Genomic DNA, 23,178 nt, shown 5'->3' on the forward strand with positions numbered 1-23,178 from the left:
AGTGACTGAAAATTGTTATAAACCTAAATCTTGCCATATGGCATCAACTTTAGCTATGGTTGCCGGATTCTTGTGTATTACTTTACCCCATTCACGGTTTGTTTCTCCGGGCCATTTATTGGTTGCATCCAGACCCATTTTCCCGCCAAGTCCGCTAATCGGGCTAGCAAAATCCAGATAATCAATCGGTGTATGATCGATTAGTGTTGTATCCCGCACCGGATCCATACGTGTGGTAATTGCCCAGATTACTTCTTTCCAGTCTCTTATATTAATGTCATTATCTACTATAATAATATATTTTGTATACATAAACTGACGCAGGTAGCTCCAGCATCCCATCATTATTCTTTTGGCATGACCTGCATATTGTTTCTTTATGCTGACAACGGCCATGCGATATGAACAACCTTCCGGAGGCAGATAGAAATCAATAATTTCCGGAAATTGTTTTTGTAATAACGGGATAAACACTTCATTCAGAGCAACCCCCAGAATTGCCGGTTCATCGGGCGGCTTACCAGTATAAGTACTGTGATAAATGGCATTTTCGCGCATAGTAATGCGTTCTACGGTAAACACCGGGAAGTTATCCTGTTCATTATAATAACCGGTATGGTCTCCGTAAGGACCTTCCAGTGCAGTCTCATCCGGGTAAATAACTCCCTCAAGAATGATTTCTGCCCGGGCCGGAACATGCAAATCATTCCCGATGCATTTAACTAGCTCAGTACGCGATCCTCTTAATAAGCCGGCAAACTGATATTCACTGAGACTGTCTGGTACCGGGGTGACTGCTCCGAGGATGGTAGCAGGATCACAACCCAGTATGACTGATACAGGGTAAGGTTTGTTTGGATATTTTTGTTTAAAAGCCTGAAAATCCAGAGCACCGCCACGATGAGCAAGCCAGCGCATAATTAGTTTGTTTTTTTTCAGTAGTTGCTGTCGGTAAATGCCTAGATTCTGGCGTTTTTTTTCTGGGCCGCGTGTAACTGTTAAGCCCCAGGTAATTAGCGGAGCTGCATCTTCCGGCCAACATTTTTGAATTGGCAATTGTGTTAAATCTACTTTATCACCTTCTAGAATAATTTCCTGACAAGGTGCTTTTTTGACGATATGCGGAGCCATGCTCCATAAATCTTTGAGTAAAGGTAATTTGGAAAAGGCATCTTTGAATCCTTTAGGAGGATCCGGCTCTTTCAGGTAAGCCAGTGTTTTACCTATTTCACGTAATTGACTGGTATCATCTGCCCCCATTCCCATGGCAACACGTTCTGGAGTACCAAAAAGATTAGCCAGAACAGGAAACTGGTATGTTGTTCCTGTCTGATTTATAGTATTTTCAAATAATAATGCCGGTCCCTGCTTTTGTAATACCCGGTCAGCAATTTCTGTTATTTCCAGATGAGGAGAAACTGATGTTTGAATTCGCTTTAATAATTGCTGCTGCTCAAGAACAGCAATGAATTCCCGCAAGTCACGATATTTCATAACACGATCTTTCAAATTTTACTTGCTGTGTAATTGTTGCTGCGCCCTGCCGAATTCTCCTTTTAGCAGCAGGGGTATAGCATTCAGAGATTTATGCAAAGCTTCGTCTATCAAAACTTTTTCTTCAGCCAATGGTTTATGCAATACATAATGAACAACAAGATTACGATCACCCGGATGACCAATACCTAGTCGTAGCCGGTAAAAATCTGCGGTGCCCAGCCAGGCCTGTATATCTTTTAGTCCGTTATGACCACCACTTCCTCCCCCTTTTTTAAACCTGATCTGGCCGCAGGGAATATCCAACTCATCATGAATTACCAGTATTTCCTCAGGTGATATTTTGAAGAATTTGGCTATAGATTGCACGGATGTGCCTGATTTGTTCATGTATGTGGAAGGTTTAAGCAGCCAGATTTCGTTTTCGGGTAAGTTAACTTTTGCTACTTGTCCAAAAAATTTTTTTTCTTCTTTTAAGCTGATTTTCCATAACCTGGCAAGTTCATCAACGAAATCAAAACCTATATTATGCCGTGTATGTTCATATTCTGTGCCCGGATTGCCCAAGCCAACTATTAGCCTGATATGAGACATGTATATTCCTCGGGAATTACAAACTGTTTAAAAGTTAACTAGAAAACGATTCTTTTTGCTTTGCACGCCGTCGCCGGTTTTCTTTCGGATCAATCAGTAACGGTCGGTAAACTTCAATTCGATCCCAATTGGATAATATATAATCATCATTAACTTTTTTACCGAATATACCAATGGGTGCTACATAGAAATCAGTTTGTGGAAATTTTTCTGGTAAATCTGACTGTAATAATGCCTGACGTGCACTGGTTCCTGCCGGAACTTTTCCCTGCCAGAGATGCTGATAATCAGTGGTGGCATATACTGCTTCAACAACAATTTCAGTCATCATAGCGTCTGTCTGCTTCCTTAATAAAAGCATCAACCAATGTTGTAGCGATAATGTTAAAGACCGGACCTATTAGTGCTGAAAGTACTGCATTGGAGAATTCATATTCCAGACGAAAATCGATTTTACAGCCCAGATCATCGATAGGAGTAAATTGCCAGATACCTTCCAGTTTACGAAAAGGACCATTAAGTAAACTCATCTGGATTTTATTTGGTCTTTGATTGATATTTCTGGTAGCAAATGACTGACGTATTTTCATATAGTCCATGTACAATACTGCTTCCAGAGATTGTTCATCCCGTTTCAGAATATCCGTACGATTACACCAGGGTAAAAATTTAGGATAATCTTCAACTGTGTTGACCAGGTCAAATATGTGTTCAGCACTGTGTAGTACTAAAACGCTTTTTTCAACTGTTTTCATCATTATTGGATCAATAGTTTAACGGTGAGTTACCAAAATAATGTTCAGATGGTCAGAGACAGAAAAAGGTGTTTGATTTCTGCCCATGCATTACCTTCTTCTGCACCTTTAATTTGTCGGTCGATATACGCACATATCTGTAAAGCTTCAAGAAGACGTCTGATGCCGATACGTCTGGCAGCCTGTGGTGCTAAAGTCTGTTTTTCACCCCATAAACGCAGACTCTGACGCATTTCACTGATTGATTTACCTTGCTTTAATGCTGCAAGTAAGCGTATGAGAGTACGAATATCCTCACTGATAACCCATAATAATAGTACCGGTTCATTTCCCTCCGATGCAAGACCTTCCAGTAAACGTAATACGCGCTCTGAGTTTCCGCTCATCCATGCTGCTGACAATTGAAAGATATCAAAACGTGCTACGTTGGCTACTGCTGTCTGAGCTTCCTCCAGAGTGACAGTATGTCCGGCCGGATGAATTAGAGCCAGTTTATCGATTTCCTGCTTTGCGGCTAAAAGATTGCCTTCTACTTTCTCTGCAAACAGGGCAAGTGCATCATTATCGATATTCAGATTCTGAGCCGCCAGCCGATTTTTTATCCACTGGGGTAATGCATTTTGATTAATTGCTTTTGCCTCAAATATCTGAGCATTTTTTGCCCAGCTTGAAAACCATTTACTCTGTGTTTGTAATCGTTCCAGTTTAGGAAGTATTAAAAGCAGGCAGGTACTTTCCGGCAATTGTTCAGCCAATTGTTGTAATACTGCAGCTCCTTCTTTGCTGGGTTTACCAGAGGGAATATGAATTTCCAGTAATTTTTTATCAGCAAATAATCCAACGGAATGGACTGAGGACAGAAGTGATGTCCAGTCGAAACCGGTTTCTATGGTGATAACTTCGCGTTCATTATATTGCTGAATGCGTGCAGCTGAACGGATAGTGTCTAGAGCCTCTATTCGCAATAATTCTTCTTCACCGTGAATCAGATATGCTGCAGACAGAGGCTGGACTGATAAATTACTCATTCCTTACTGATTACAGGCAGAAAAGCCAGGCGGCGTACAATCTGTTCAGCAGCATCTGTGCGCATATCATGCCAAATCATACGTTGTTCGTCTTCTTTTGCCAGTACCTCGTGATCAGAATAATTCATATAACGGTGTACGATAACCTGAATCGGATCCCCTAAAGGCTGATTGTTACGATAGGCTTGTACATTCACATTCAGTGTGAGCAGGTATTCGCTGGTTCCACCGGATAAATCTACGGCTGAAGTAGCTGAATTTTGTGTTGCTGAAATGACTTTTACCACTACATCCGGATATTCATTATCTACGATAACATCAGGCTGGCGCCGTAGTACAACCTCCAGAGCCCGCTGCATATTACCGCCTTCAATCTTCCAGCTATGATATGGCATGGGTGTATCGAATCCAGAAGTTCCTTTCAGATGGAATCCGCAGCCTGTTAATACGAACAGAGTAGTCAATAGCAGCCATTTTTTCATGTTTGAACCTTATCTTGCTTATGCCAGTTTGCTATGAAGTAAAGACTGAACTTGCTGAGGGTTGGCTTTACCTCGAGATGCCTTCATTACCTGCCCTACTAGAGCATTAAAAGCTTTTTCCTTGCCGGATTTGAATTCTTCTACAGATTTTTGATTATTGACGAGTACTTCATCAATAATTTTTTCAAGGGCACCTGTATCCGTCATCTGTTTTAAACCATCACGTTCGATAATGGCATCAGCAGTAAGATCACTGTTCCACATGGTTTCAAATACCTGTTTAGCCAGTTTATTGCTTAAGGTATTATCCGCAATTCTATTTGTTAAACCGGCAAGACGTTCAGCACTAATCGGGCTTTCAGAAATATCTATTCCGGCCTTATTCAGAGCAGCTGCAAGTTCTCCAAGCATCCAGTTAGCAACCAGTTTACCGTGACCATGAAGTTTTGCAGCCTGCTCAAACCAGTTTGCCTGTATATGATTGCTAGTTAATAATCGTGCATCATAATCAGAAATACCATATTGATCGATAAAACGACCGGCCATCTCTTTAGGCAGTTCAGGCATACCCGCTTTGGCTGCATCCAGCATGGCATCAGTAATGATCACTGGTAATAAATCTGGGTCTGGAAAATAACGGTAATCATGAGCATCTTCTTTACTGCGCATGGCGCGAGTTTCACCCTTGTTCGGATCAAACAAACGTGTTTGCTGAATGACTTTACCGCCGTCTTCAATTAATTCAATTTGTCGTTCCACTTCATAATTAATGGCTTGTTCCAGAAAGCGGAATGAGTTCAGATTTTTAATTTCACAACGGGTGCCAAATTCAGTCTGTCCTTTCGGACGTACTGAAACATTGGCATCAATACGGAAAGAACCTTCTGCCATATTACCGTCACATATGCCTAACCAGGTTACCAGGCTATGCATTGTTTTAGCATAAGCAACAGCATCTGCTGCTGAGCGCATTTCCGGTTCTGACACGACTTCCAGTAACGGAGTACCAGCCCGGTTTAAATCTATTCCGGTATAGTGTTCAAATTCATCATGGATGGATTTACCGGCATCTTCTTCCATATGAGCTCTGGTAACATTAATGGTTTTAACTTCATTACCAACCACGATTTCAAGTTTTCCGTGCTCAACTATCGGCAAATCAAGCTGACTAATCTGATAACCTTTAGGTAAGTCCGGATAAAAGTAGTTTTTCCGGTCAAAAACATTTTTCCGGTTAATATTCGCACCTAAAGCCAATCCAAGTTTAATGGCCTTGTTTACTACATCACGATTCATTACTGGTAAGGCGCCAGGCAGTGCGCAATCCACAACATTGGCCTGAGCATTGGGTGCTGCGCCAAATGCAGTAGATGATCCACTAAAAATTTTGGAACGCGTATTTAACTGAACGTGGATTTCCAGACCGATTACTGTTTCCCAATTCATTCTATCTTCTTTCAATTCGTATACTGGCAATTATTGTACAAATGGAGTTCTGGTATGCCAGTCACTATGTTGCTGAATCTGGTGTGCAATACCTAGCAGACGGCTTTCTGCGAAATAATTACCGATAAGCTGAGCGCCTACGGGTAATCCGTTTATGGTAAATCCTGCCGGCAGAGAAATACCCGGCAAACCGGCAAGGTTTAAAGAAACGGTGTAAATATCTGAAAGATACATTTCAACAGGATCACTATTATGGCTTTCTAATAATGGTGCTGCAGTAGGCGCAACCGGAGCCAGAATAATATCGCACTGTTTTAATGCTGCCTGGAAATCGTTTGCAACCATTCTGCGTAATTTTTGTGCTTTCAGGTAGTAAGCATCATAGTAACCGTGAGATAAAACATAAGTGCCTATCATAATGCGGCGTTTTACTTCAGACCCGAAACCTTCGGCACGGGTATTACTGTACATTTCGTCCAGATTACCGAATTCAGCAGCGCGATGTCCATAACGAACACCGTCGTAGCGTGATAGGTTTGTACTGGCTTCAGCTGAAGCCAGTACATAATAGGCAGGAATGGATAGTTCTGTATGTGGTAAAGTAATATCTACAATTTCCGCACCCAGTTTTTTGAGTACTTCTACAACACTATCAATTGATGAATGTACTTGTACGTCCAGACCTTCGCCAAAAAATTCGCGCGGCAGACCTACTTTTAAACCTTGTAATGATTGATTTAAATCGCGGGTATAGTCCTCTTTATTTCGTTCAATACTGGTAGAGTCCCGCTCATCAAAACTCGCCATACTATTCATTAACAAGGCGCAATCTTCTGCTGTCTGAGCCATTGGTCCGGCCTGATCAAAACTGGAAGCATAAGCAACCATACCGAAACGGCTAACTACACCATAAGTGGGTTTCAGACCAGTAATACCACAGTGTGAGGCAGGCTGGCGAATAGAACCGCCAGTATCTGAACCCAGCGCAACCGGTGCTAGCCGCGCAGCCACGGCTGCTGCTGAACCACCTGAAGAACCACCCGGAACATGATTAAGCTGCCAGGGATTGTGAGTTATACCATAGTAAGAAGACTCAGTTGTTGAACCCATGGCAAATTCATCCATATTGGTTCTGCCTAGGGTTACCATACCTGCATCAAGCAAATTCTGAACTACTGTTGCTGTATAAGGTGCAGTAAAAGTATCCAACATTTTACTGGAACAGGCACTGCGCCATCCCTGCTGGCAGAATATATCTTTATAGGCTATGGGTACACCAGTTAATATATTTGCTGAACCCTGCGCCAAACGTGCATCAGCTGCCTTGGCTTCAGCTATAGTGCGTTCTTTATCCAGTGTTATATAGGCATTAAGATTGGCATTTTCACTTTCAATTGCAGCCAGATACTCCTGTGCCAATTCGACAGCCGAAGCCTGTTTTGATTGCAGTAATTCACTGCACTGTTTTAATGTATAGTTTTTTGGCATAGTGGTTATATAACTTTCAGGCAACATTGTCTGTAGTTACCTGCAATAAATTTAAATATGAATGAACAAGTCATTGTGGTAAGGGTTGAGTTATTCAATAACCTTGGGTACAAGATATAAATCCCTGTCTACCAGTGGTGCACATGACTGGATTGTATGATGCTGGTCCTTTTCAGTAACTGCATCGTCGCGTAAACGCAAGGCCAGTTCATGCGGATGTGCCATCGGTTCAATCCCGTCAGTATTGACTTCCTGCATTTTTTCGACCAGATCGAATACATGGTTCAGCTCTGTCAGCATGTTATTTCGCTCTGCTTCTGAAAGACTCAAGCGAGAGAGGCGTGCGAGCTTATCTACATCACTTAATGTTAAAGCCATCAAAAATCCTTAAATTTGATTTAGCAAAACGGGCAAACTGCGGTATCATTGCGCGTTCTGATTCGGTTGTTACATAATGTAGAATTATAACCGAAAACCCTATTCTTTGGCGTACTGATTTGCTGAGTACAGTGCGCCGCAAAACTGTTTTTGCCATACTTATAATTTAAAAGTTCATTAGGACATTCTCATGTTTCGCTTTTTTTCCAAATATCTATCCAATGATCTGGCTATTGATCTTGGTACTGCTAACACTTTGATTTTTATTAAAAATAAGGGTATTGTTTTAAACGAGCCATCTGTAGTGGCCGTGCAAAATGACACCATAAATGCCAAAAACGGCATGCTGGCAGTGGGAACAGCAGCAAAGAAAATGCTGGGACGTACGCCGGGAAGCATTCAGGCGATACGACCTATGAAAGATGGTGTGATTGCTGACTTTAATGTCACTGAAAAAATGCTCAAGCAGTTTATCAAAAAGGTAAACAACAGCCGATTTACTGCTCCCCGAATCGTTATTTGTGTTCCATGCGGTTCAACTCAAGTAGAACGTAAAGCCATTCGTGATTCAGCTCTGGCGGCCGGCGCATCGATTGTAAATCTAATTGAAGAGCCTATGGCTGCAGCAATTGGTGCTGGTTTGCCTATTGAAGAACCAACTGGCTCAATGGTCGTGGATATTGGCGGCGGAACAACAGAAGTTGGTGTGATTTCTTTATCTGGTGTGGTTTATTCTCACTCAATCCGCGTAGGTGGTGATGCATTTGATGATGCCATTATTAACTATGTGCGTCGTAATTATGGCATGCTGATTGGTGAATCTACTGCTGAAGAAATTAAGAAAAATATCGGTTCTGCTTTCCCCGGTATGGAAGTAAAAGAAATTGAAGTAAAAGGCCGCAATCTGGCAGAGGGTATTCCGCGTGCTTTTACAATCAGTTCGAATGAAGTTCTGGAAGCGCTGACTGAACCACTCAATCAGATTGTACAGGCAGTTAAAAATGCTTTGGAGCAGACTCCTCCGGAGCTGGGTGCAGATATTGCCGACCGTGGTTTGGTATTAACCGGAGGCGGCGCTTTACTTAAAGGTCTGGATCGCCTGCTTTCAGAAGAAACCGGTTTACCAGTTATGATTGCCGAAGATCCGTTAACTTGTGTTGCACGGGGTTCTGGTCATGCATTAGATATGATTGGTAAAATGAATTCAGTATTTGTATCCAATCCGTAAACGCTGCATTGTATTTTTTAGACATAAGTTAATAATGGCAGAGCCTTCACTTAATTTTGTACATAATGGTCTGCGCAGTACCAGTAAACTCATCGTACTGTCACTGTTTGCAGTCGCATTGTTGTTGCTTGATAATCGGTATGATGTGGTTAAAATTAGCCGCAATTATATTGGTACCGCTTTGTACCCGTTACAGTGGCTGGCTATGCAGCCGGTTAATGCTGTGTCCAATGGTATGGTATTTTTTGAGAAACAGCAGAATCTGAACGATGAAAACAAATTGTTGAAGGCTCAAAATGCGCAGCTTAAATTACAACTCAGCCAGCGTGATGCACAGCTAAAATCAGTAATCAGTCTTGATCATCTGACTCAGCTTCAGAAAGCCGCATTACCTCAGGCGCAGGTTGCACAGATTGTATCTAGTGATACTAATCCGCTGACTGACCGTTTTATTATAGATAAAGGCAGTAATCATCAGATTCGTCAGGGTGATGCCGTAAGTGATGAACATGGTCTGATTGGTCAGATTACAGCTGTTCAGCCATTGAGTTCTGAAGTGACACTAATTACCAATAGTAATGCAGTTATTCCGGCGATGGTAATGCGCACGGGTGTACGCACTCTGGTTTATGGCCGTTCAGGTAGTCTTGATTTGCGCTATTTTCCTGCTAATGCAAGTTTGTTGCGTAATGATTTACTGGTTACATCAGGTATGGATAGTATTTATCCGGCCGGAATTCCTATTGCTACAGTTATGCAGGCACAAGGTAGTAATGGTTCACCCTATTATCGGGTACAAATCGAACCTGTCGCACAGTTGCGCAATAGCAATTTTGTATTGGTAATACCACAAAAGCATGCACAAACAGCTCATTATTCTGCAGATGTAGCAGCTACTAATCATCCATTATCTACCTCTACCAATCATGACTGAAGTTGACAGCCTTCACCGCCACACCAAAAAAAGACTTATTATTTTAAGTCTGGTGATTGCATTATTTCTGGATCTGATTCCGTTTCCTCAGCCTCTGGCTGCCTGCCTGCCTGCATTCACTACGATGATGACACTGTACTGGAGCTTGCATCGACCACAAAACATTGGCATCGGTATGGCTTTTGTTTTAGGACTGCTCATGGATGTGGGGATTGGTACTCCGTTCGGACAGCACGCTCTAGGTTTGATGGCAGCTGTCTATCTGATTGAACAAAACAGGCATCAAATGCTTGGTTATTCTTATGCTTACCAGGCTCTGACTATTTTCGGGTGTTTGATGCTAATGACTTTGATTTTAGTGGTTGTACACTTCTTTTCGACCCATCAGTTTAGTGGCTGGAATCTGTTTGTTTCACCATTTATCAGTGCTCTGCTCTGGCCTCTTTTATCTAAATTCATGCTTTATCTCGCCTATTCAAGACGTCTATGAAAGCACTGCAATTCCGAACTAAAAAAAAGCGTGTATCTAAACCTGCGCAAAATGGCGATCTGGGTTTACGGATTGCAGTAGTCTTTGCTTTGATTATTATTTGTTTTTCTATGCTGATTGCCAGGTTTGTATACTTGCAGGTAATCAAATATGATGAATATGTCATTGCTGCTACTAATAATCGTATCTCATTAATTCCTACGCCACCCATTCGTGGAGAAATAGTTGATGTTAATGGCGTAGTACTGGCGCATAACTACCCAGCTTATTCTCTTGAGATTACCCCTAATCAGATACCGGGTAAACTCGAAGATACAATTAATGCTTTGCGTAACTATGTGGACATTACCCCCAGCGATATGAAGCGGTTTAATAAATTTCGTGCAGAATACCGTTCTTATGAAAAAGTACCTTTAAAACTTAAATTAACAATGGAAGAAGCCAGCCGTCTGGCTGCTGAGCTTTATCGTTTTCCGGGTGTTGAGATTAATGCGCGAACATTTCGCGATTATCCTTATGGCGAATTACTTGCTCATATCGTAGGCTACATCGGCCGGATCAGCGACCGCGATATGGCAGCTCTTGACAAAGCAGAACTGACGACACTGTATCGTGGTAGTACTCATATAGGAAAAATGGGGCTGGAAGAATACTATGAACGGCAATTACATGGTATTCCGGGTTATCGTGAAGTTGAAAAGGATGCGCAGGGACATATTGTTCGTACTATTAAAACAGTGCCGGCAGTACCCGGACAAACGCTTCGCCTGGGACTCGATATCCGTGTACAGCAAGAAGCAGACCGGTTGATGGGTGATAAACGTGGTGCTTTAGTTGCAATTAATCCGCAAACGGGTGCAATTCTGGCCATGGTATCCAAACCCAGCTATAACCCGAATCTGTTTATTGACGGAATCGATACTGATACGTGGAAAAGTCTGAATGAAGACTGGCGTCACCCGCTATTAAATCGTGCGACTCAGGGTATGTATCCTCCCGGATCTACATTTAAGCCTTTTCTGGCAATGGCTGCTTTGGAAAGTGGCAAACTGACTCAGAGTACAGTTTTACCTGCTCCGGGGTTTTGGAGTATTCCCGGATCAACCCATCAGTTCAGGGATGCTGCGCGAGGGGGTCATGGGTCAGCCAATCTGAATAAAGCTATTCAGGTTTCGTCAGATACATTTTTTTACCGTCTGGGCTATGAAATGGGGGTGGATCGTATGTCACCTTATTTAGCTGAGTTTAATCTTGGTAAGCAGACGGGTATTGATATAAATCATGAATATGCTGGTGTATTGCCAACACGCGCTTGGAAAGAAAAAAGATTTGCCCGTTCTAAACCTCAAGCACGCGTATGGCAGCCGGCTGATAGTGTGAGCATGGCCATCGGTCAGGGCTATAATGCGTATACTCCTCTGCAGATGGCTTTTGCTACAGCAATTCTCAGTAATGATGGTGTTGTTTACCGCCCTCATTTGGTTCAGGCATTACTTGACCATAATTCGAAAAAAATGACTTTAATCGATCCGCAACCGGTTAGAACTGTTCCTTTCAAACGTGGCAATTTTGAATATGTTAAAGATGCTATGCAAAAAGTATTAAAACCGGGCGGTACGGCTGCGGCAGTGGGTTCGGGTCTGGCTTATACTATGGGCGGCAAAACCGGTACTGCCCAGGTCGTGCAGATTAAACAAGGTGCACGTTATAATGCGGCAGCATTAAAAGTACAGCTGAGAGACCATGCATGGTTTATTGCATTTGCGCCTGCAGATAAGCCACAGATAGCGATTGCAGTTATTCTTGAAAACAATGGTTGGGGTGCTACAGCGGCTCCTCTGGCTCGTCAATTAGCTGATTTTTATCTTTTGAAATTAAAAAATCTCCCTAGTGCAAAAGAAGCGACTAATTCTGCTGATTTACCGGTGAATGATTTATCCAATAATGCCATGATGGATGCAAAACAACATAATGAGCATAGTCAGACTGACTTACCTCCGTTATTGCGTGCTTATCGTCCTCAGCCAGGCCTGTGAGATAAACTATGATCAATGAACAAAAATGGTTTAAACGTCTCTGGATCAAGCTCTGGGCACCGATGGATGTATGGCTTTTTTATGCCATGTTGATTATTTATGTAATGAGTTTATTTTTGCTTTATTCTGCCGATGGTCAGGATTTTGGTCAGCTTGAAAATAAAACCCTGCATACTATTCTAAGTTTTATTTTACTATGGGTTATTGCGCGTACTCCTCCTCAGATATTAAGTAATTTTGCTTTACCTGCATATTGTTTGGGGATTTTGCTATTAATTGGGGTGCATTTTGCCGGAATTACGGTAAATGGTTCAACACGATGGCTGAATATTGGTGTAGCCCGTATTCAGCCTTCAGAAATTATGAAAATTGCTGTACCGATGCTGATTGCGTGGTACTTTCAAAAAAATGAAAGTAATATTCGCTGGTATCATTATATTATTGCTTTCGTACTGATATTCATTCCGGTAGCACTGATTTTAAAACAGCCGGACTTGGGGACCGCTACTCTGATTATGGCTTCAGGTCTGTTCGTGATATTTTTTGCCGGTTTACCGTGGAAAGTCATCATTTCATCAATTATTGGTTTCGTTGCCATGCTGCCATTGATCTGGAATTACGGTATGCATGATTATCAGCGTATGCGCGTATTGACTTTACTCGATCCAACTAAAGACCGGCTGGGTGCCGGGTACCATATTCTTCAATCCATGACAGCAATTGGCTCTGGCGGAATATGGGGCAAAGGATGGTTAGAAGGGTCGCAAACACATTTAGATTATATTCCTGAATCAACTACAGACTTCATTTTTGCGGTGTTTGGAGAAGAGTTTGGCCTGATAGGAAATATTTTACTGGTAACCGTATATACGTTTATTCTCGTGCGCGGCCTTTATATAACCTTTAAAGCGCCAACGTTATATTGCCGAACACTGGCTGGAGCATTAACCATGACCCTTTTTTGCTATGCATTTGTAAATATGGGTATGGTTAGTGGGATTTTACCTGTGGTAGGAGTGCCTTTGCCATTGGTAAGCTATGGTGGTACAGCTACTTTATCGGTAATGGTAATTTTAGCCATGCTGATGGGTATAAGTAATCAGCGTAAACAATAATATTCTATTTATTTGTTTAAGATAAAAAATATTGTTAGCTTACATGTCATAAGTACAATAATGAAAAACGAAACCTTGTTTGAAGGTTTCGTTTTCTAATGTATTAGATATACTATCTAATTGTTTGCTTCTTAAAATTTTATTTAGGTCTGTGAACTAGTACTTCATCTATCAAACCATATTTTTTAGCCTCTTCAGCTGACATGAAATTATCACGATCGGTATCTTTTTCAATCTGTTCAAGTTTTTGTCCGGTATGACGGGCAAGGTGCTCGTTTAACTGTTTTTTCAGTTTGAGTAACTCACGTGCGTGGATTTCGATGTCTGAAGCCTGACCACCTAATCCGCCACTGATAAGCGGCTGGTGAATCATGACGCGACTATTAGGCAGGGCAAAGCGTTTACCTTTAGCCCCCGCAGAAAGTAAAAAGGCACCCATACTGGCTGCCTGTCCCAGGCACAAAGTTGCTACATCGGGCTTAATAAAATTCATCGTATCAAAAATTGACATGCCTGCTGTAACTGAGCCACCCGGAGAATTAATGTAAAGAGAAATATCCTTGTCAGGATTCTCGCTTTCCAAAAATAATAACTGGGCAACCACCAGATTGGCAGTTTCATCAGTCACCGGTCCTACCATAAAAATAATGCGCTCTTTAAGCAGGCGTGAATAAATGTCGTATGCACGTTCTCCGCGACCGCTCTGCTCTACTACCATAGGTACCAGACCCAGATTTTCAATATGTGACATATTTTTCCTCAGTTGAAATAAAAGCACCTAAGCAGCTTTACTACTACTTCGGTGCTTGGTCATATCAGATTATGTATTTTACATTCAGGCTTGGGCCTGCTGACCCATCACTTCATCAAAAGTCAGTACTTTATCAGTCACTTTTGCTTTGCCTAATACATAATCAACTACATTCTGCTCAATGGCTAATGAAGTAGGTGCCTGAAGATTTTTTCTGTCGCTGTAGTACCAGTCGATAACTTCCTGCGGATCTTCATAGCTATCAGCAAATTCGTTAATAACGTTACGCACCTGCTCTTCTGTCGGTTCAAGCTTTTCTTCACGAACTAACTCACCCATAATCAGGCTGATGGCAACACGACGGCTGGCCTGTTCGTTAAACATATCCAGTGGTAATTCCAGATCTTTCTGATCCATACCTTGAGCAGCAAAATTTTCTTTCATTCTTGCTGCCATGCTTTTAGCTTCTTCTGTAATCAGTGAGGAAGGTACTTCGATCGGTGTTGCAGCCAGTAATGCATTAATTGCACTGTCTTTAGTCATTTCGCTAACGCGACGGTTTACTTCACGGCTGACATTTTTTTTGATTTCAGCACGCATTTTTTCGACATCACCGTCTTCAATACCAAGTGACTTGGCAAATTCTTCATTTACTTCCGGTAGAACTGCTTCAGAAACGTTTTTCAGAGTAATAGTGAAATTTGCGGTTTTTCCTGCCAGCTCTTTGCTTTGGTAATCTTCCGGAAAAGTAACGGCAACTTCTTTTACGTCATCTTCTTTCATGCCAGCAATACCTGCTTCAAAATCCGGTAGCATCTGGCCTTTGCCCAGCATAAACGGATAATTTTCAGCAGTACCGCCAGCAAAGGCTTCACCGTCAATTTTGCCGGCAAAATCAATAATAACCCGATCGCCTTCACGTGCCTCTCGTTCAACATGATTAAAACGGGTACGCTGCTGGCGCAGAATATCAACAGTTTTATCTATTTCTGCATCACCGATTTCAGTGCTGAACTTCGTTACTTCCTGATTACTTAAATCACCGACTTTGATTTCTGGAAATTCTTCAAATACTACGGCAATTTTATAAACTTTTTCATCATCCTGATCGGCATCTTCCAAAGCAGTCAGGCTTTTCAGACCAGCAACTTTTAGTTTTTCAGCTACAATGGTATCTTCAAATGCTTTATGGGTCATTTCGTTCAGTACTTCGTCACGAATACCATAGCCGTACATAGAGTCGATTATTCTCAGCGGTGCTTTACCGGGACGAAAGCCATCAACACGGGCACGTTTCTGTGCTACTTTCATGCGTGCGTTGACTTTTGCTCTGATGTCTTCCCAGTTCAGAGCCAAAATGATTTTACGCTCTAAATTATCTAATTTTTCTACTGTTACGCTCATCGTAAACCCTTAGATGTCAGTTGATCTGATTTTGGTTTCATTTGTCTTAAGCTACTGCTTTTGGGCTGTACGCACACGGGCATTTACTCATGCAGACAAAAATTAAATGGCAAGTGTACCATAAGCCCTTATAAAAACCTATGTAGTGATAAAAACACTTACTGCTGTTCATGTTTAGTTGTTTTTACAATTTGTTTTCATTATACGCTGCACTTCATGCCAGCAGCCGTCTGCACGCTCTTCAACCACTGCAACCATACCCTGGCGGATTTGCTTAATCTGATTGAAGGTAACTATAGCATTACTACTGATGCGTGCAGGAGACAGAAAAGATAAATGGTCAAGTACGTAAAAACGACTATTTTCTGAGCATTTAAATTCATCCCAGTTTTCTACATAATACCCTTGCCAGCTCAAAGAATTTAATGGTGCTGGCAATTGTTGCTGTGGTTCAGGCATAAACAGCATACCGCGAATAATGCTGGCATGTTGCAATTGCTCATGCTCCAAAGATAGATCTTTCAGGATATTTTCAGCAGTAGGCTCCGTGCTTAACCTGAGCTGCTGCTGGATTTTATGCATTTTATTAATAAGCTGGTCAGTCGGATTCAGACCGGTAAAGTTTTCAAGTTGATTTGACCGGCTGCCATAATATTTAGTTGCTAACTCCAGATGGTAAATACTTTCGTTTAACTGTACGATAAAATCGAAAGCCCCCAATGTTTGCTGATTATGCTGAATCTGCACATTATGTGCAATCAGTCTGCTGTGCGGAGCATGTAAAAACCAATACCTGAGTAAACGTTCTGCATAAATGCCCAGGCGGCTCTGATATCCGCCATGTTTTTTCAGAAATAAATACAGGCTTTCAGGCTGCTCATCCAGATAAAGTAAAAATCGGAATCCTTCATCTCCCAATAGTACTGAAATTGGTATCTCGGCAGATGATATCCATGGAGGTGGTGCCGTTAACAGACTGGCCAGATCGCGTACGATCGTTTTTTTTAAACGCCACCAAATCGGATCTGAAGAATAATTCATACTGGCACCCTTTTCTTTTGCAGACAAATATTTACAATATAATACTAATTTTGATTTTTTTGTAATTGCTGACTAACAGTATTGTAGAATCCGCGCAAGACATCGATATCTTCTGTGCTTAATTGTGCACGGTCAAACATTGCAGCCATGCGTCGCATCAGCCTTTTTTCATTGCGCCGGTTAAAGAAGCCGGCCAAATTCATTACCTGTTGTAAATGTTCTACCATACCGCTTGTTTGCTGATGAGTAGCCAGATTCTGTTCTTGTTTTAGATGTGTCATGCTGATATCAACATGGCTGAACAATTCATAACATATAATTTGCACCGCCTGGGCCAGATTAAGAGAAAAATAATCCGGATTACCATTAATAGTAATCAGACGATTGCAACTTTGAACTTCATCTATACTTAATCCAAAAGTTTCATTTCCAAATACCAGTGCTATTTGCTGACCTGTACTGGCTGCCGAAATTAATGAGGGCATGATTTCCCGCGGGGTATGTAGCGGAGCGGACAACTCACGCCGCCGGCTGGTTAAGGCGCAAGATAAAGTAGTATCTGCAAGAGCATCATCCAGTGTAGCGACAATCCGTGCATTTTCCAGTACATCACGAGCACCTGAGGCCAGGATAAAGCTTTCTTCAGGTAATACAAATGCAGCTGGATTGGCATAATCGAACTTAGCAGGGTCAGATGTCATTGGCGTCTGCATCAAATTCGGTGCAACAAGAGTAAGTCTGGTTAAACCCATTGTTTTCATGGCTCTTGCTGCAGATCCGATATTGGCAGGATGACTGGTTCGGCTAAGTACAATAGTAATGTTGTTGAGAAAATCCGGTAGAACAGGTTTATTCATATCAGTGATTAATACAGACATCTGCTGAATGCAGAAATTCTGCGTATTATAGCAAAATCAGGCCTCTCAATCTGCTACGAGAGCATAATTTTGGCAAAAACACTTTTTGTCGTATAATTGGCAATATTCTGTTTATATTGCCGCAGTGTTTCTATGCGGCATTTGTTCTTTAAAATACCCATTGTATATCTGTTTTAGCTTTTAAGCCCTATCTCGAGAATTAGCATGAATCCTATATTAACTACTGCGTGGAAAGCAGCACGCAAAGCCGGCCAAATGATGCATCGTGCCAGCAGCAATTTAAACAACATTAAAATTGATAATAAAGCTGCTAATGATTTTGTTTCAGATGTAGACCGCGAGGCTGAGCATATTATTGTTAACACTATTCAGGAAGTCTACCCTCATCATGCTGTTTTGAGTGAAGAGGCTGGTCATTTAGGTAATACTAATGCGGAATATCAATGGATTATTGATCCGCTGGACGGTACAACCAATTATTTACACGGACATAAACAGTACGCTATTTCTATGGCTTTGCTGCATAAAGGTACTTTAGCCGAAGCACTGGTTTATGCACCGGAACAGAATGATTTATATATTGCCAGCCGAGGTCAAGGCGCTTTGCTTAATGATAAGCGTATTCGGGTTAGCAATCGAAGTGATTTATTGCGCAGCCTGATAGCTACAGGTTTTCCAGTTGTTGACCAAAGCATGATGGATACCTATCTAGCAATTTTAAAAGACGTACTGGCTAAAACAGCCGGTGGTCGCAGAGAAGGTTCTGCTGCTCTAGATTTATGTAATGTTGCCTGTGGCCGAGTTGACGGATATTTTGAGTTTAACCTGAAACCCTGGGATATTGCTGGTGGTGCTCTGATTGTGCAGGAGGCTGGTGGTATTGTTACTGATATGCATGGTGAACAAACTTGGTTGGATAGTGGGGATATTGTTGCTGCAAATCCCAAAATTCTTGCCCAGCTTTTACAAATTATTGCTCCGCATTTAGCTGTATAATGTTTTTATGGCAACTTGCTCCGGTTAAGGTCATACGGGTACAACAAATTTTATATCTGCTTTTATAAAGATGATAATTATGAAAAAAATTTTGTTTTCGACTTTATTGGCTTCATATGCAGGTTTGGTATTGGCACAAGGTATTGCTGCTAATCATGCATGGGCACGGTTCAGTGTGCCGGGAATGTCTTCCAGTGGTGTATTTATGGATTTGGATAATCATTCAGATAAAGATGATGTTTTACTGAGTGTATCCAGCCCGGTGGCAATGTCTAGTGAAGTGCATGAAACAACCGAAGTAGATGGCGTTATGAAAATGCGCCCTTTACCGCAAGGTCTGCCCTTACCTGCCGGTAAGGTGACCCAGCTTCAACCGGGAAAAATGCATATTATGTTAATGGGCTTAAAAAAGCCCTTAGTAAAAGGGACAACAATTCCGGTGCGTTTAACTTTTCGTTATGCCAAACCGTTAATACTTAATGTTCCTGTCAGTGTCGGTTCTTCTGGTTCAGATAATCATCATATGCATCATTAGATTTGCAGCCAGTCTGTTAAACAGGCTGGCATTTATCTTTATCTTACAATCTCTGGTCTTTCAATAGATTCGTCTACTTAATTGACTAAGCTGATTGTTGGCTTCTAATTTAATCAATAGGATATTTTTATTTTATTGATTGAATTTGTTTTATATAAAAATATATTTTGTTTCTTTGTTCTGATGATAAATCAGAACAAAGTTTTTAAGAATAATCCAATTTTAATTCAATATGATTTCCTTATTGCATTCAGGCAAATTCTGGTTGAAGCTGATCGTATTCAGCTGCCTGAGCATTATCCTTTTACTAACCATTGATATAGCCGTTTTGCATTATTTATTTAATGCAGAAGAAATTAATAAACGGGCAAATGCCATGATGGCAAATAGTGGCCATCAGGTTATTTTTGACCAGGATATAAACCGTGCTATGTTTCCACGCCCGACAGTTACTTTGCACAATGTACGTATTAAAAATAAATTCAGCAAAGCCGACGATATTCATATTGATGATATGAAAATTGGTTTAGGGTGGCAAAGTTTGTTTGGTCGCATGACAATTGAAAAATTACAGCTTACAAATGCACACGTTAATCTTGTTAGAGATAGTCAGGGGCAATGGAATTTGAGCGATTTATGGGAACAACAACAAAAAAATAATCAATTGAAAATTAATCGCTTTATTTTGGAAAATGCCAGCTTCCGTATCAATGACAGACAAAATATTCAGAAAATTAATCAGCTAAATTTACAATGGCATAATCTTGGTAATAACAGTTTGCTTAAACTGGATGGGACGCTCAACGGCCAATACATGCAGACTATGCAATGTCAGCTAAGTGCTGTTTACCGTCCTGATGCGGTTATGCAGTGGCAGGATGTCAATCTGGAAGTAAAAACTAAGCTACCTTCTTTGGGCGATAGTAATGGCCAATGGCATTTTGATGCGCGCTGGCTGCCTCAGCAGCAGCTTTTTCAGACAACTGCTGTCCAATGGCAATGGCACAGTCAGCATAATCAGTTGCATATATCAGGTAATGGTCAGAACTGGCAACTTGGTTGGGCTAAACTATTATTACCACAATTGAACGGTGTGGCTACCGCACAAATTGGTGATAATGAGATTAATGCAACTTTATCTGCCAGTAATACCAGCTGGATACAGAATCAATGGTCTTTATCACAGTTTCAGATTGATAGTGGCTGGCAAAGTCATTTATATCAAACTGCTTTAACCGTGAGCGGTCAGTTAAACTGGCTGGATATGCGGCATTGGAAAATTAGTAATTTATCGGTTAACAGCCATCAGGATGCTGTTAATGCTCTGCCTTATTCGCGGTTTATCAGTGATCTGACTGGCAGTCTTCATGGAGATGACAACGGAAATGCACAGTTAGTATTACAAGGTCAGTTCGATAATCAGCCTGTAGATATTAACTTAAATTACCAAAGTGATAAAAATTCAGGAAAAGTGAATGGAAATATTCATCTTGTTCAGCTAAATCTACGCCCGTATACAGATAATACTACCGGTATACTTCCGTCTGACTGGCAAAAGTTGTGGCAAAACTGGTTTAAAAACCGTTCTGTTAATACCCTACTTAATATCGATTCTTTGCAGACGCATAAAGTGCAACTGAATCAGCTGAAAACCAATCTTTCAATTGATGCGCATAATTTTACACTGCAACCATTCAGTATTCAGATGTATGGCGGAAACAGTCAGGGAATGTTACAGATTAGTAATGCCAATCCTTTGAGCTGGAAAATTCAGCAACATGTAAATAATGTGCAGATAAAATCTTTTCTTCAGGATACATTTGGCTGGCAAAACCTTGATGGAACTGCAGATGCCGATTTTGAGTTACATGGTAATGGTATTAATCGTCAGCAATGGCTGTCGAGTCTGACTGGTAATGCTAAATTACAAATTCATCAGGGTTTCTGGAACGGGATTGATGTCAATAATATTCTGCAAAACAGCGAGAATCAGACTACCGTTGCTTATAATGAAACCAGCCAAACGCCATTCCGTAATATTAAGCTGTTTATTCCGGTAGAGAACGGTAAGAGTAAAAACGGACGAATAGAATTGCATGCTGATAACTTTGATATTAAAGGAACGGGTAGTGTTAAATGGCTACAGCAGCAAATGGATTATAATGTGCTGATTGCTACTCGGCGTGCTCAGCAGCAAAATTTACTGCCATTACGCATTAATGGCACTTTTAGCCGCCCTTCCTTTACAATTGATTATCAGAAACTGACTGCCGGTTTACACACTTCACAACAAAAACAGGACAGTTTGCGGCAAACATTACAGCAGCAATGGTTATGGCTGAATCAGGGAGCCAGTTCTTCTTCCGAAACTCATACCTCTGCTCGTCAGCCATGAGCGTTTATACTTTCCACGGGTGGCCGAAGCCAGATGAACTGGCTGAGAAGATAGGCAGTGATGAGCAGGCAGAAATCATAATAATTGCACAAGACTGGCCTGAGTCTTTAACTGCACAATCACCTGCTGGCCAGATTATTGTACAGCTCTGGCTTGAAGCCAAAATATTCTGGCAGCACCAACCGGTATTTAGTTATCCATTTCGTCATGCAGGAAAATTTATTCTTATTCAGCCGCATGTATATGAACAATGGGTTCAGTTTAATCCCGGTATAGTCTGTACAAGTATGACGCCCGTTTATTCTGAATTCAGATATAAACCTTGGCTTACCTTGCCGGATTTATTACCGATTAAATCCGTTGTGGTGATTGGCACAGGTATTGCCGGCGCTGCCACTGCCTTTGCTCTGGCAAAGCGTGGTATAGCAGTAACAGTCATAGAACAGCATACAATTGCCAGCGCAGCCTCAGGCAATCATCTTGGTCTGTTATACGCAAAAATTTCTGCCCATGCTACGGTTCAGACTGAGCTACTACTAGCTGGCTATGGCTACAGCCGGGCACTGCTCAGCAACTGTTTGCCTGCCGGTCAGGGTTGGCTGGATTGTGGTGTTATCCATCTGAATTACAATTCAAAAGAACAGCAACGTAATATGCTGTTGGCTAATCAAAATCCGCAAAGTAAATTATTTCATTCTGTTACACAGGAAGAAGCCAGTCAGATCGCTGGTATAGATTTGCCGCATAGTGGTTTATGGTGGCCTTATGGCGCAGCAATTAATCCTCTCAGCTGGATTCAGAATATGCTCAGGCACCCGCTGATTCAGGTATTAACAACAACGAAAGTAAATGCAATTTGCCGGCAAAAGGATTTATGGCAGATAGATTGTCAGAATCAGCTTGAGGCATTTTCACTTAATGCATCACATATTGTCATTTGTGCCGGAGCTGAAAGTAATTTTTTGTATCCGGTAGCCGGATGGCCACTTCATAAAATACGCGGTCAGACAACTACTGCCTGTATAAAACAGGAGGCTGTGCAGCCGCACTGCGCATTGAGTGCAAATAGTTATATTACCCCGCAATGGCGTGATAAATTGTGTTTTGGCGCTACCTTTCATCCCAATCAAACCAATGATGATTTAACCAGTGAAGACGAAAAAGAAAACTGGCAGCAATTACGCCAATGGATGCCCCATCTTGCAGCTAACTTAGATTCTGATAACCCTTTGCAGGGACATGCAGCCATACGTTGTGATGCTTATGATCATTTACCGGTTGTCGGACCAATCGGCGATACATCTGCTATGTTCAAGTATTATGCGCAGTTACGTATGGATAAAAACTACCCGCTTACTCAGCCCTGTCCATGGCTGCCGGGAGTATTTATCAATACCGCTCATGGCAGCCGTGGATTGATTACTGCTCCGCTATGCGCTGAAGCTATAGCTGCATCTATTCTTGGTTTGCCCTCTCCTTTATCGGTACGCTTACAGCAGGCTTTACATCCGAATCGTTTACCCATCAGGATGCTCACTCATCACCAATCATTCACATTTACTGAATAGACTAAGTAACATTTTGCATATTTATAATGTTATAGGGTATCATTTATGTAATGTTATATAGTAACATTCTTGATTAGGATTGGTTATTAAAGGCTCAGTATGTTTTCACTCTTGCTTTGCGGAGCAATAAAACGTCTGTCAT

22 protein-coding genes are annotated in these 23,178 nt (G+C 41.5%); 9 read left to right on the top strand and 13 right to left on the bottom strand.

Annotated features, from left to right (window positions below; genetic code table 11):
* Positions 1-15 precede the first annotated feature (15 nt).
* The 9 genes from ubiD to gatC all read right to left on the bottom strand — a co-directional run bounded on the left by ubiD (position 16) and on the right by gatC (position 7,665).
* The gene (ubiD, locus tag GY065_RS05570; protein ID WP_174833388.1) at positions 16-1,494 is read right to left on the bottom strand and encodes a 4-hydroxy-3-polyprenylbenzoate decarboxylase; all 1,479 of its coding nucleotides are present in this window, start codon (positions 1,492-1,494) and stop codon (positions 16-18) included.
* A gap of 18 nt (positions 1,495-1,512) precedes the next feature.
* Positions 1,513-2,088, bottom strand: coding sequence for an aminoacyl-tRNA hydrolase (gene pth, locus GY065_RS05575; protein WP_174833389.1), 576 nt, complete (start codon positions 2,086-2,088; stop codon positions 1,513-1,515).
* Positions 2,089-2,122: 34 nt separating this feature from the next.
* Positions 2,123-2,419: an RnfH family protein gene (locus GY065_RS05580; RefSeq protein WP_232335892.1), complete on the bottom strand. Its 297-nt coding sequence runs from the start codon at positions 2,417-2,419 to the stop codon at positions 2,123-2,125.
* Positions 2,409-2,843, bottom strand: a complete 435-nt coding sequence (locus GY065_RS05585) for a type II toxin-antitoxin system RatA family toxin (RefSeq protein ID WP_025330693.1) — start codon at positions 2,841-2,843, stop codon at positions 2,409-2,411. Before GY065_RS05585 ends, GY065_RS05580 begins: the two co-directional genes overlap by 11 nt.
* A gap of 44 nt (positions 2,844-2,887) precedes the next feature.
* Entirely contained in the window at positions 2,888-3,871 is a 984-nt protein-coding gene (gene holA, locus GY065_RS05590) for a DNA polymerase III subunit delta (RefSeq protein ID WP_174833390.1), read from the bottom strand.
* Positions 3,868-4,353 carry an LPS assembly lipoprotein LptE gene (gene lptE, locus GY065_RS05595; RefSeq protein WP_084565652.1) on the bottom strand — a complete coding sequence of 162 codons (486 nt, stop codon included), beginning with the start codon at positions 4,351-4,353 and terminating at the stop codon, positions 3,868-3,870. The genes holA and lptE overlap by 4 nt, the downstream gene beginning before the upstream one ends.
* Positions 4,354-4,371: 18 nt before the next feature.
* The gene (gene gatB / locus GY065_RS05600; protein WP_256433022.1) at positions 4,372-5,814 is read right to left on the bottom strand and encodes an Asp-tRNA(Asn)/Glu-tRNA(Gln) amidotransferase subunit GatB; all 1,443 of its coding nucleotides are present in this window, start codon (positions 5,812-5,814) and stop codon (positions 4,372-4,374) included.
* A 15-nt stretch (positions 5,815-5,829) separates the two neighbouring features.
* A complete protein-coding gene (gene gatA / locus GY065_RS05605) occupies positions 5,830-7,314 on the bottom strand; it encodes an Asp-tRNA(Asn)/Glu-tRNA(Gln) amidotransferase subunit GatA (RefSeq protein ID WP_244621490.1) in 1,485 nt (494 codons plus the stop codon).
* A gap of 63 nt (positions 7,315-7,377) precedes the next feature.
* The gene (gatC, locus tag GY065_RS05610) at positions 7,378-7,665 is read right to left on the bottom strand and encodes an Asp-tRNA(Asn)/Glu-tRNA(Gln) amidotransferase subunit GatC (RefSeq protein ID WP_174833391.1); all 288 of its coding nucleotides are present in this window, start codon (positions 7,663-7,665) and stop codon (positions 7,378-7,380) included.
* Positions 7,666-7,855: 190 nt separating this feature from the next.
* Here gatC and GY065_RS05615 point away from each other — a divergent pair, with 190 nt between their 5' ends.
* Genes GY065_RS05615 through rodA form a run of 5 tightly spaced genes read left to right on the top strand, consistent with a single transcriptional unit; the run spans position 7,856 to position 13,468 of the window.
* A complete protein-coding gene (locus GY065_RS05615) occupies positions 7,856-8,893 on the top strand; it encodes a rod shape-determining protein (RefSeq protein ID WP_025330699.1) in 1,038 nt (345 codons plus the stop codon).
* A 34-nt stretch (positions 8,894-8,927) separates the two neighbouring features.
* Positions 8,928-9,827, top strand: coding sequence for a rod shape-determining protein MreC (mreC, locus tag GY065_RS05620; protein WP_174833392.1), 900 nt, complete (start codon positions 8,928-8,930; stop codon positions 9,825-9,827).
* Positions 9,820-10,317: a rod shape-determining protein MreD gene (gene mreD / locus GY065_RS05625; RefSeq protein WP_174833393.1), complete on the top strand. Its 498-nt coding sequence runs from the start codon at positions 9,820-9,822 to the stop codon at positions 10,315-10,317. Before mreC ends, mreD begins: the two co-directional genes overlap by 8 nt.
* Positions 10,314-12,353, top strand: a complete 2,040-nt coding sequence (gene mrdA / locus GY065_RS05630; protein WP_174833394.1) for a penicillin-binding protein 2 — start codon at positions 10,314-10,316, stop codon at positions 12,351-12,353. The genes mreD and mrdA overlap by 4 nt, the downstream gene beginning before the upstream one ends.
* Before the next feature lie 8 nt (positions 12,354-12,361).
* Entirely contained in the window at positions 12,362-13,468 is a 1,107-nt protein-coding gene (gene rodA / locus GY065_RS05635; protein WP_037476374.1) for a rod shape-determining protein RodA, read from the top strand.
* Positions 13,469-13,607: 139 nt separating this feature from the next.
* On the opposite strand, the gene clpP is transcribed toward rodA, so the two are convergent.
* The 4 genes from clpP to GY065_RS05655 all read right to left on the bottom strand — a co-directional run bounded on the left by clpP (position 13,608) and on the right by GY065_RS05655 (position 17,542).
* Positions 13,608-14,219, bottom strand: coding sequence for an ATP-dependent Clp endopeptidase proteolytic subunit ClpP (clpP, locus tag GY065_RS05640; protein ID WP_025330704.1), 612 nt, complete (start codon positions 14,217-14,219; stop codon positions 13,608-13,610).
* 84 nt (positions 14,220-14,303) lie between these two features.
* On the bottom strand, positions 14,304-15,623 hold the full coding sequence (tig, locus tag GY065_RS05645) for a trigger factor (protein ID WP_041880161.1): 1,320 nt from the start codon (positions 15,621-15,623) through the stop codon (positions 14,304-14,306).
* Between the two features lie 174 nt (positions 15,624-15,797).
* Positions 15,798-16,664 (bottom strand): DUF1853 family protein, encoded by an 867-nt coding sequence (locus tag GY065_RS05650; RefSeq protein ID WP_174833395.1) that lies wholly within the window; start codon positions 16,662-16,664, stop codon positions 15,798-15,800.
* A gap of 44 nt (positions 16,665-16,708) precedes the next feature.
* Entirely contained in the window at positions 16,709-17,542 is an 834-nt protein-coding gene (locus GY065_RS05655) for an RNA methyltransferase (RefSeq protein ID WP_244621491.1), read from the bottom strand.
* 204 nt (positions 17,543-17,746) lie between these two features.
* Between GY065_RS05655 and GY065_RS05660 the strand changes: the two genes are divergently transcribed.
* From GY065_RS05660 to mnmC, 4 genes are all read left to right on the top strand, one after another.
* Positions 17,747-18,538, top strand: a complete 792-nt coding sequence (locus GY065_RS05660; protein WP_084548448.1) for an inositol monophosphatase family protein — start codon at positions 17,747-17,749, stop codon at positions 18,536-18,538.
* A 79-nt stretch (positions 18,539-18,617) separates the two neighbouring features.
* Positions 18,618-19,073: a copper chaperone PCu(A)C gene (locus GY065_RS05665; RefSeq protein WP_174833396.1), complete on the top strand. Its 456-nt coding sequence runs from the start codon at positions 18,618-18,620 to the stop codon at positions 19,071-19,073.
* A gap of 265 nt (positions 19,074-19,338) precedes the next feature.
* Positions 19,339-21,468: an AsmA family protein gene (locus GY065_RS05670; protein ID WP_174833397.1), complete on the top strand. Its 2,130-nt coding sequence runs from the start codon at positions 19,339-19,341 to the stop codon at positions 21,466-21,468.
* Entirely contained in the window at positions 21,465-23,036 is a 1,572-nt protein-coding gene (gene mnmC, locus GY065_RS05675) for an FAD-dependent 5-carboxymethylaminomethyl-2-thiouridine(34) oxidoreductase MnmC (RefSeq protein ID WP_174833398.1), read from the top strand. The genes GY065_RS05670 and mnmC overlap by 4 nt, the downstream gene beginning before the upstream one ends.
* Positions 23,037-23,178: the final 142 nt, after the last annotated feature.

It is taken from the genome of Snodgrassella sp. ESL0323, assembly GCF_013346865.1.
GTDB lineage: Bacteria > Pseudomonadota > Gammaproteobacteria > Burkholderiales > Neisseriaceae > Snodgrassella > Snodgrassella alvi.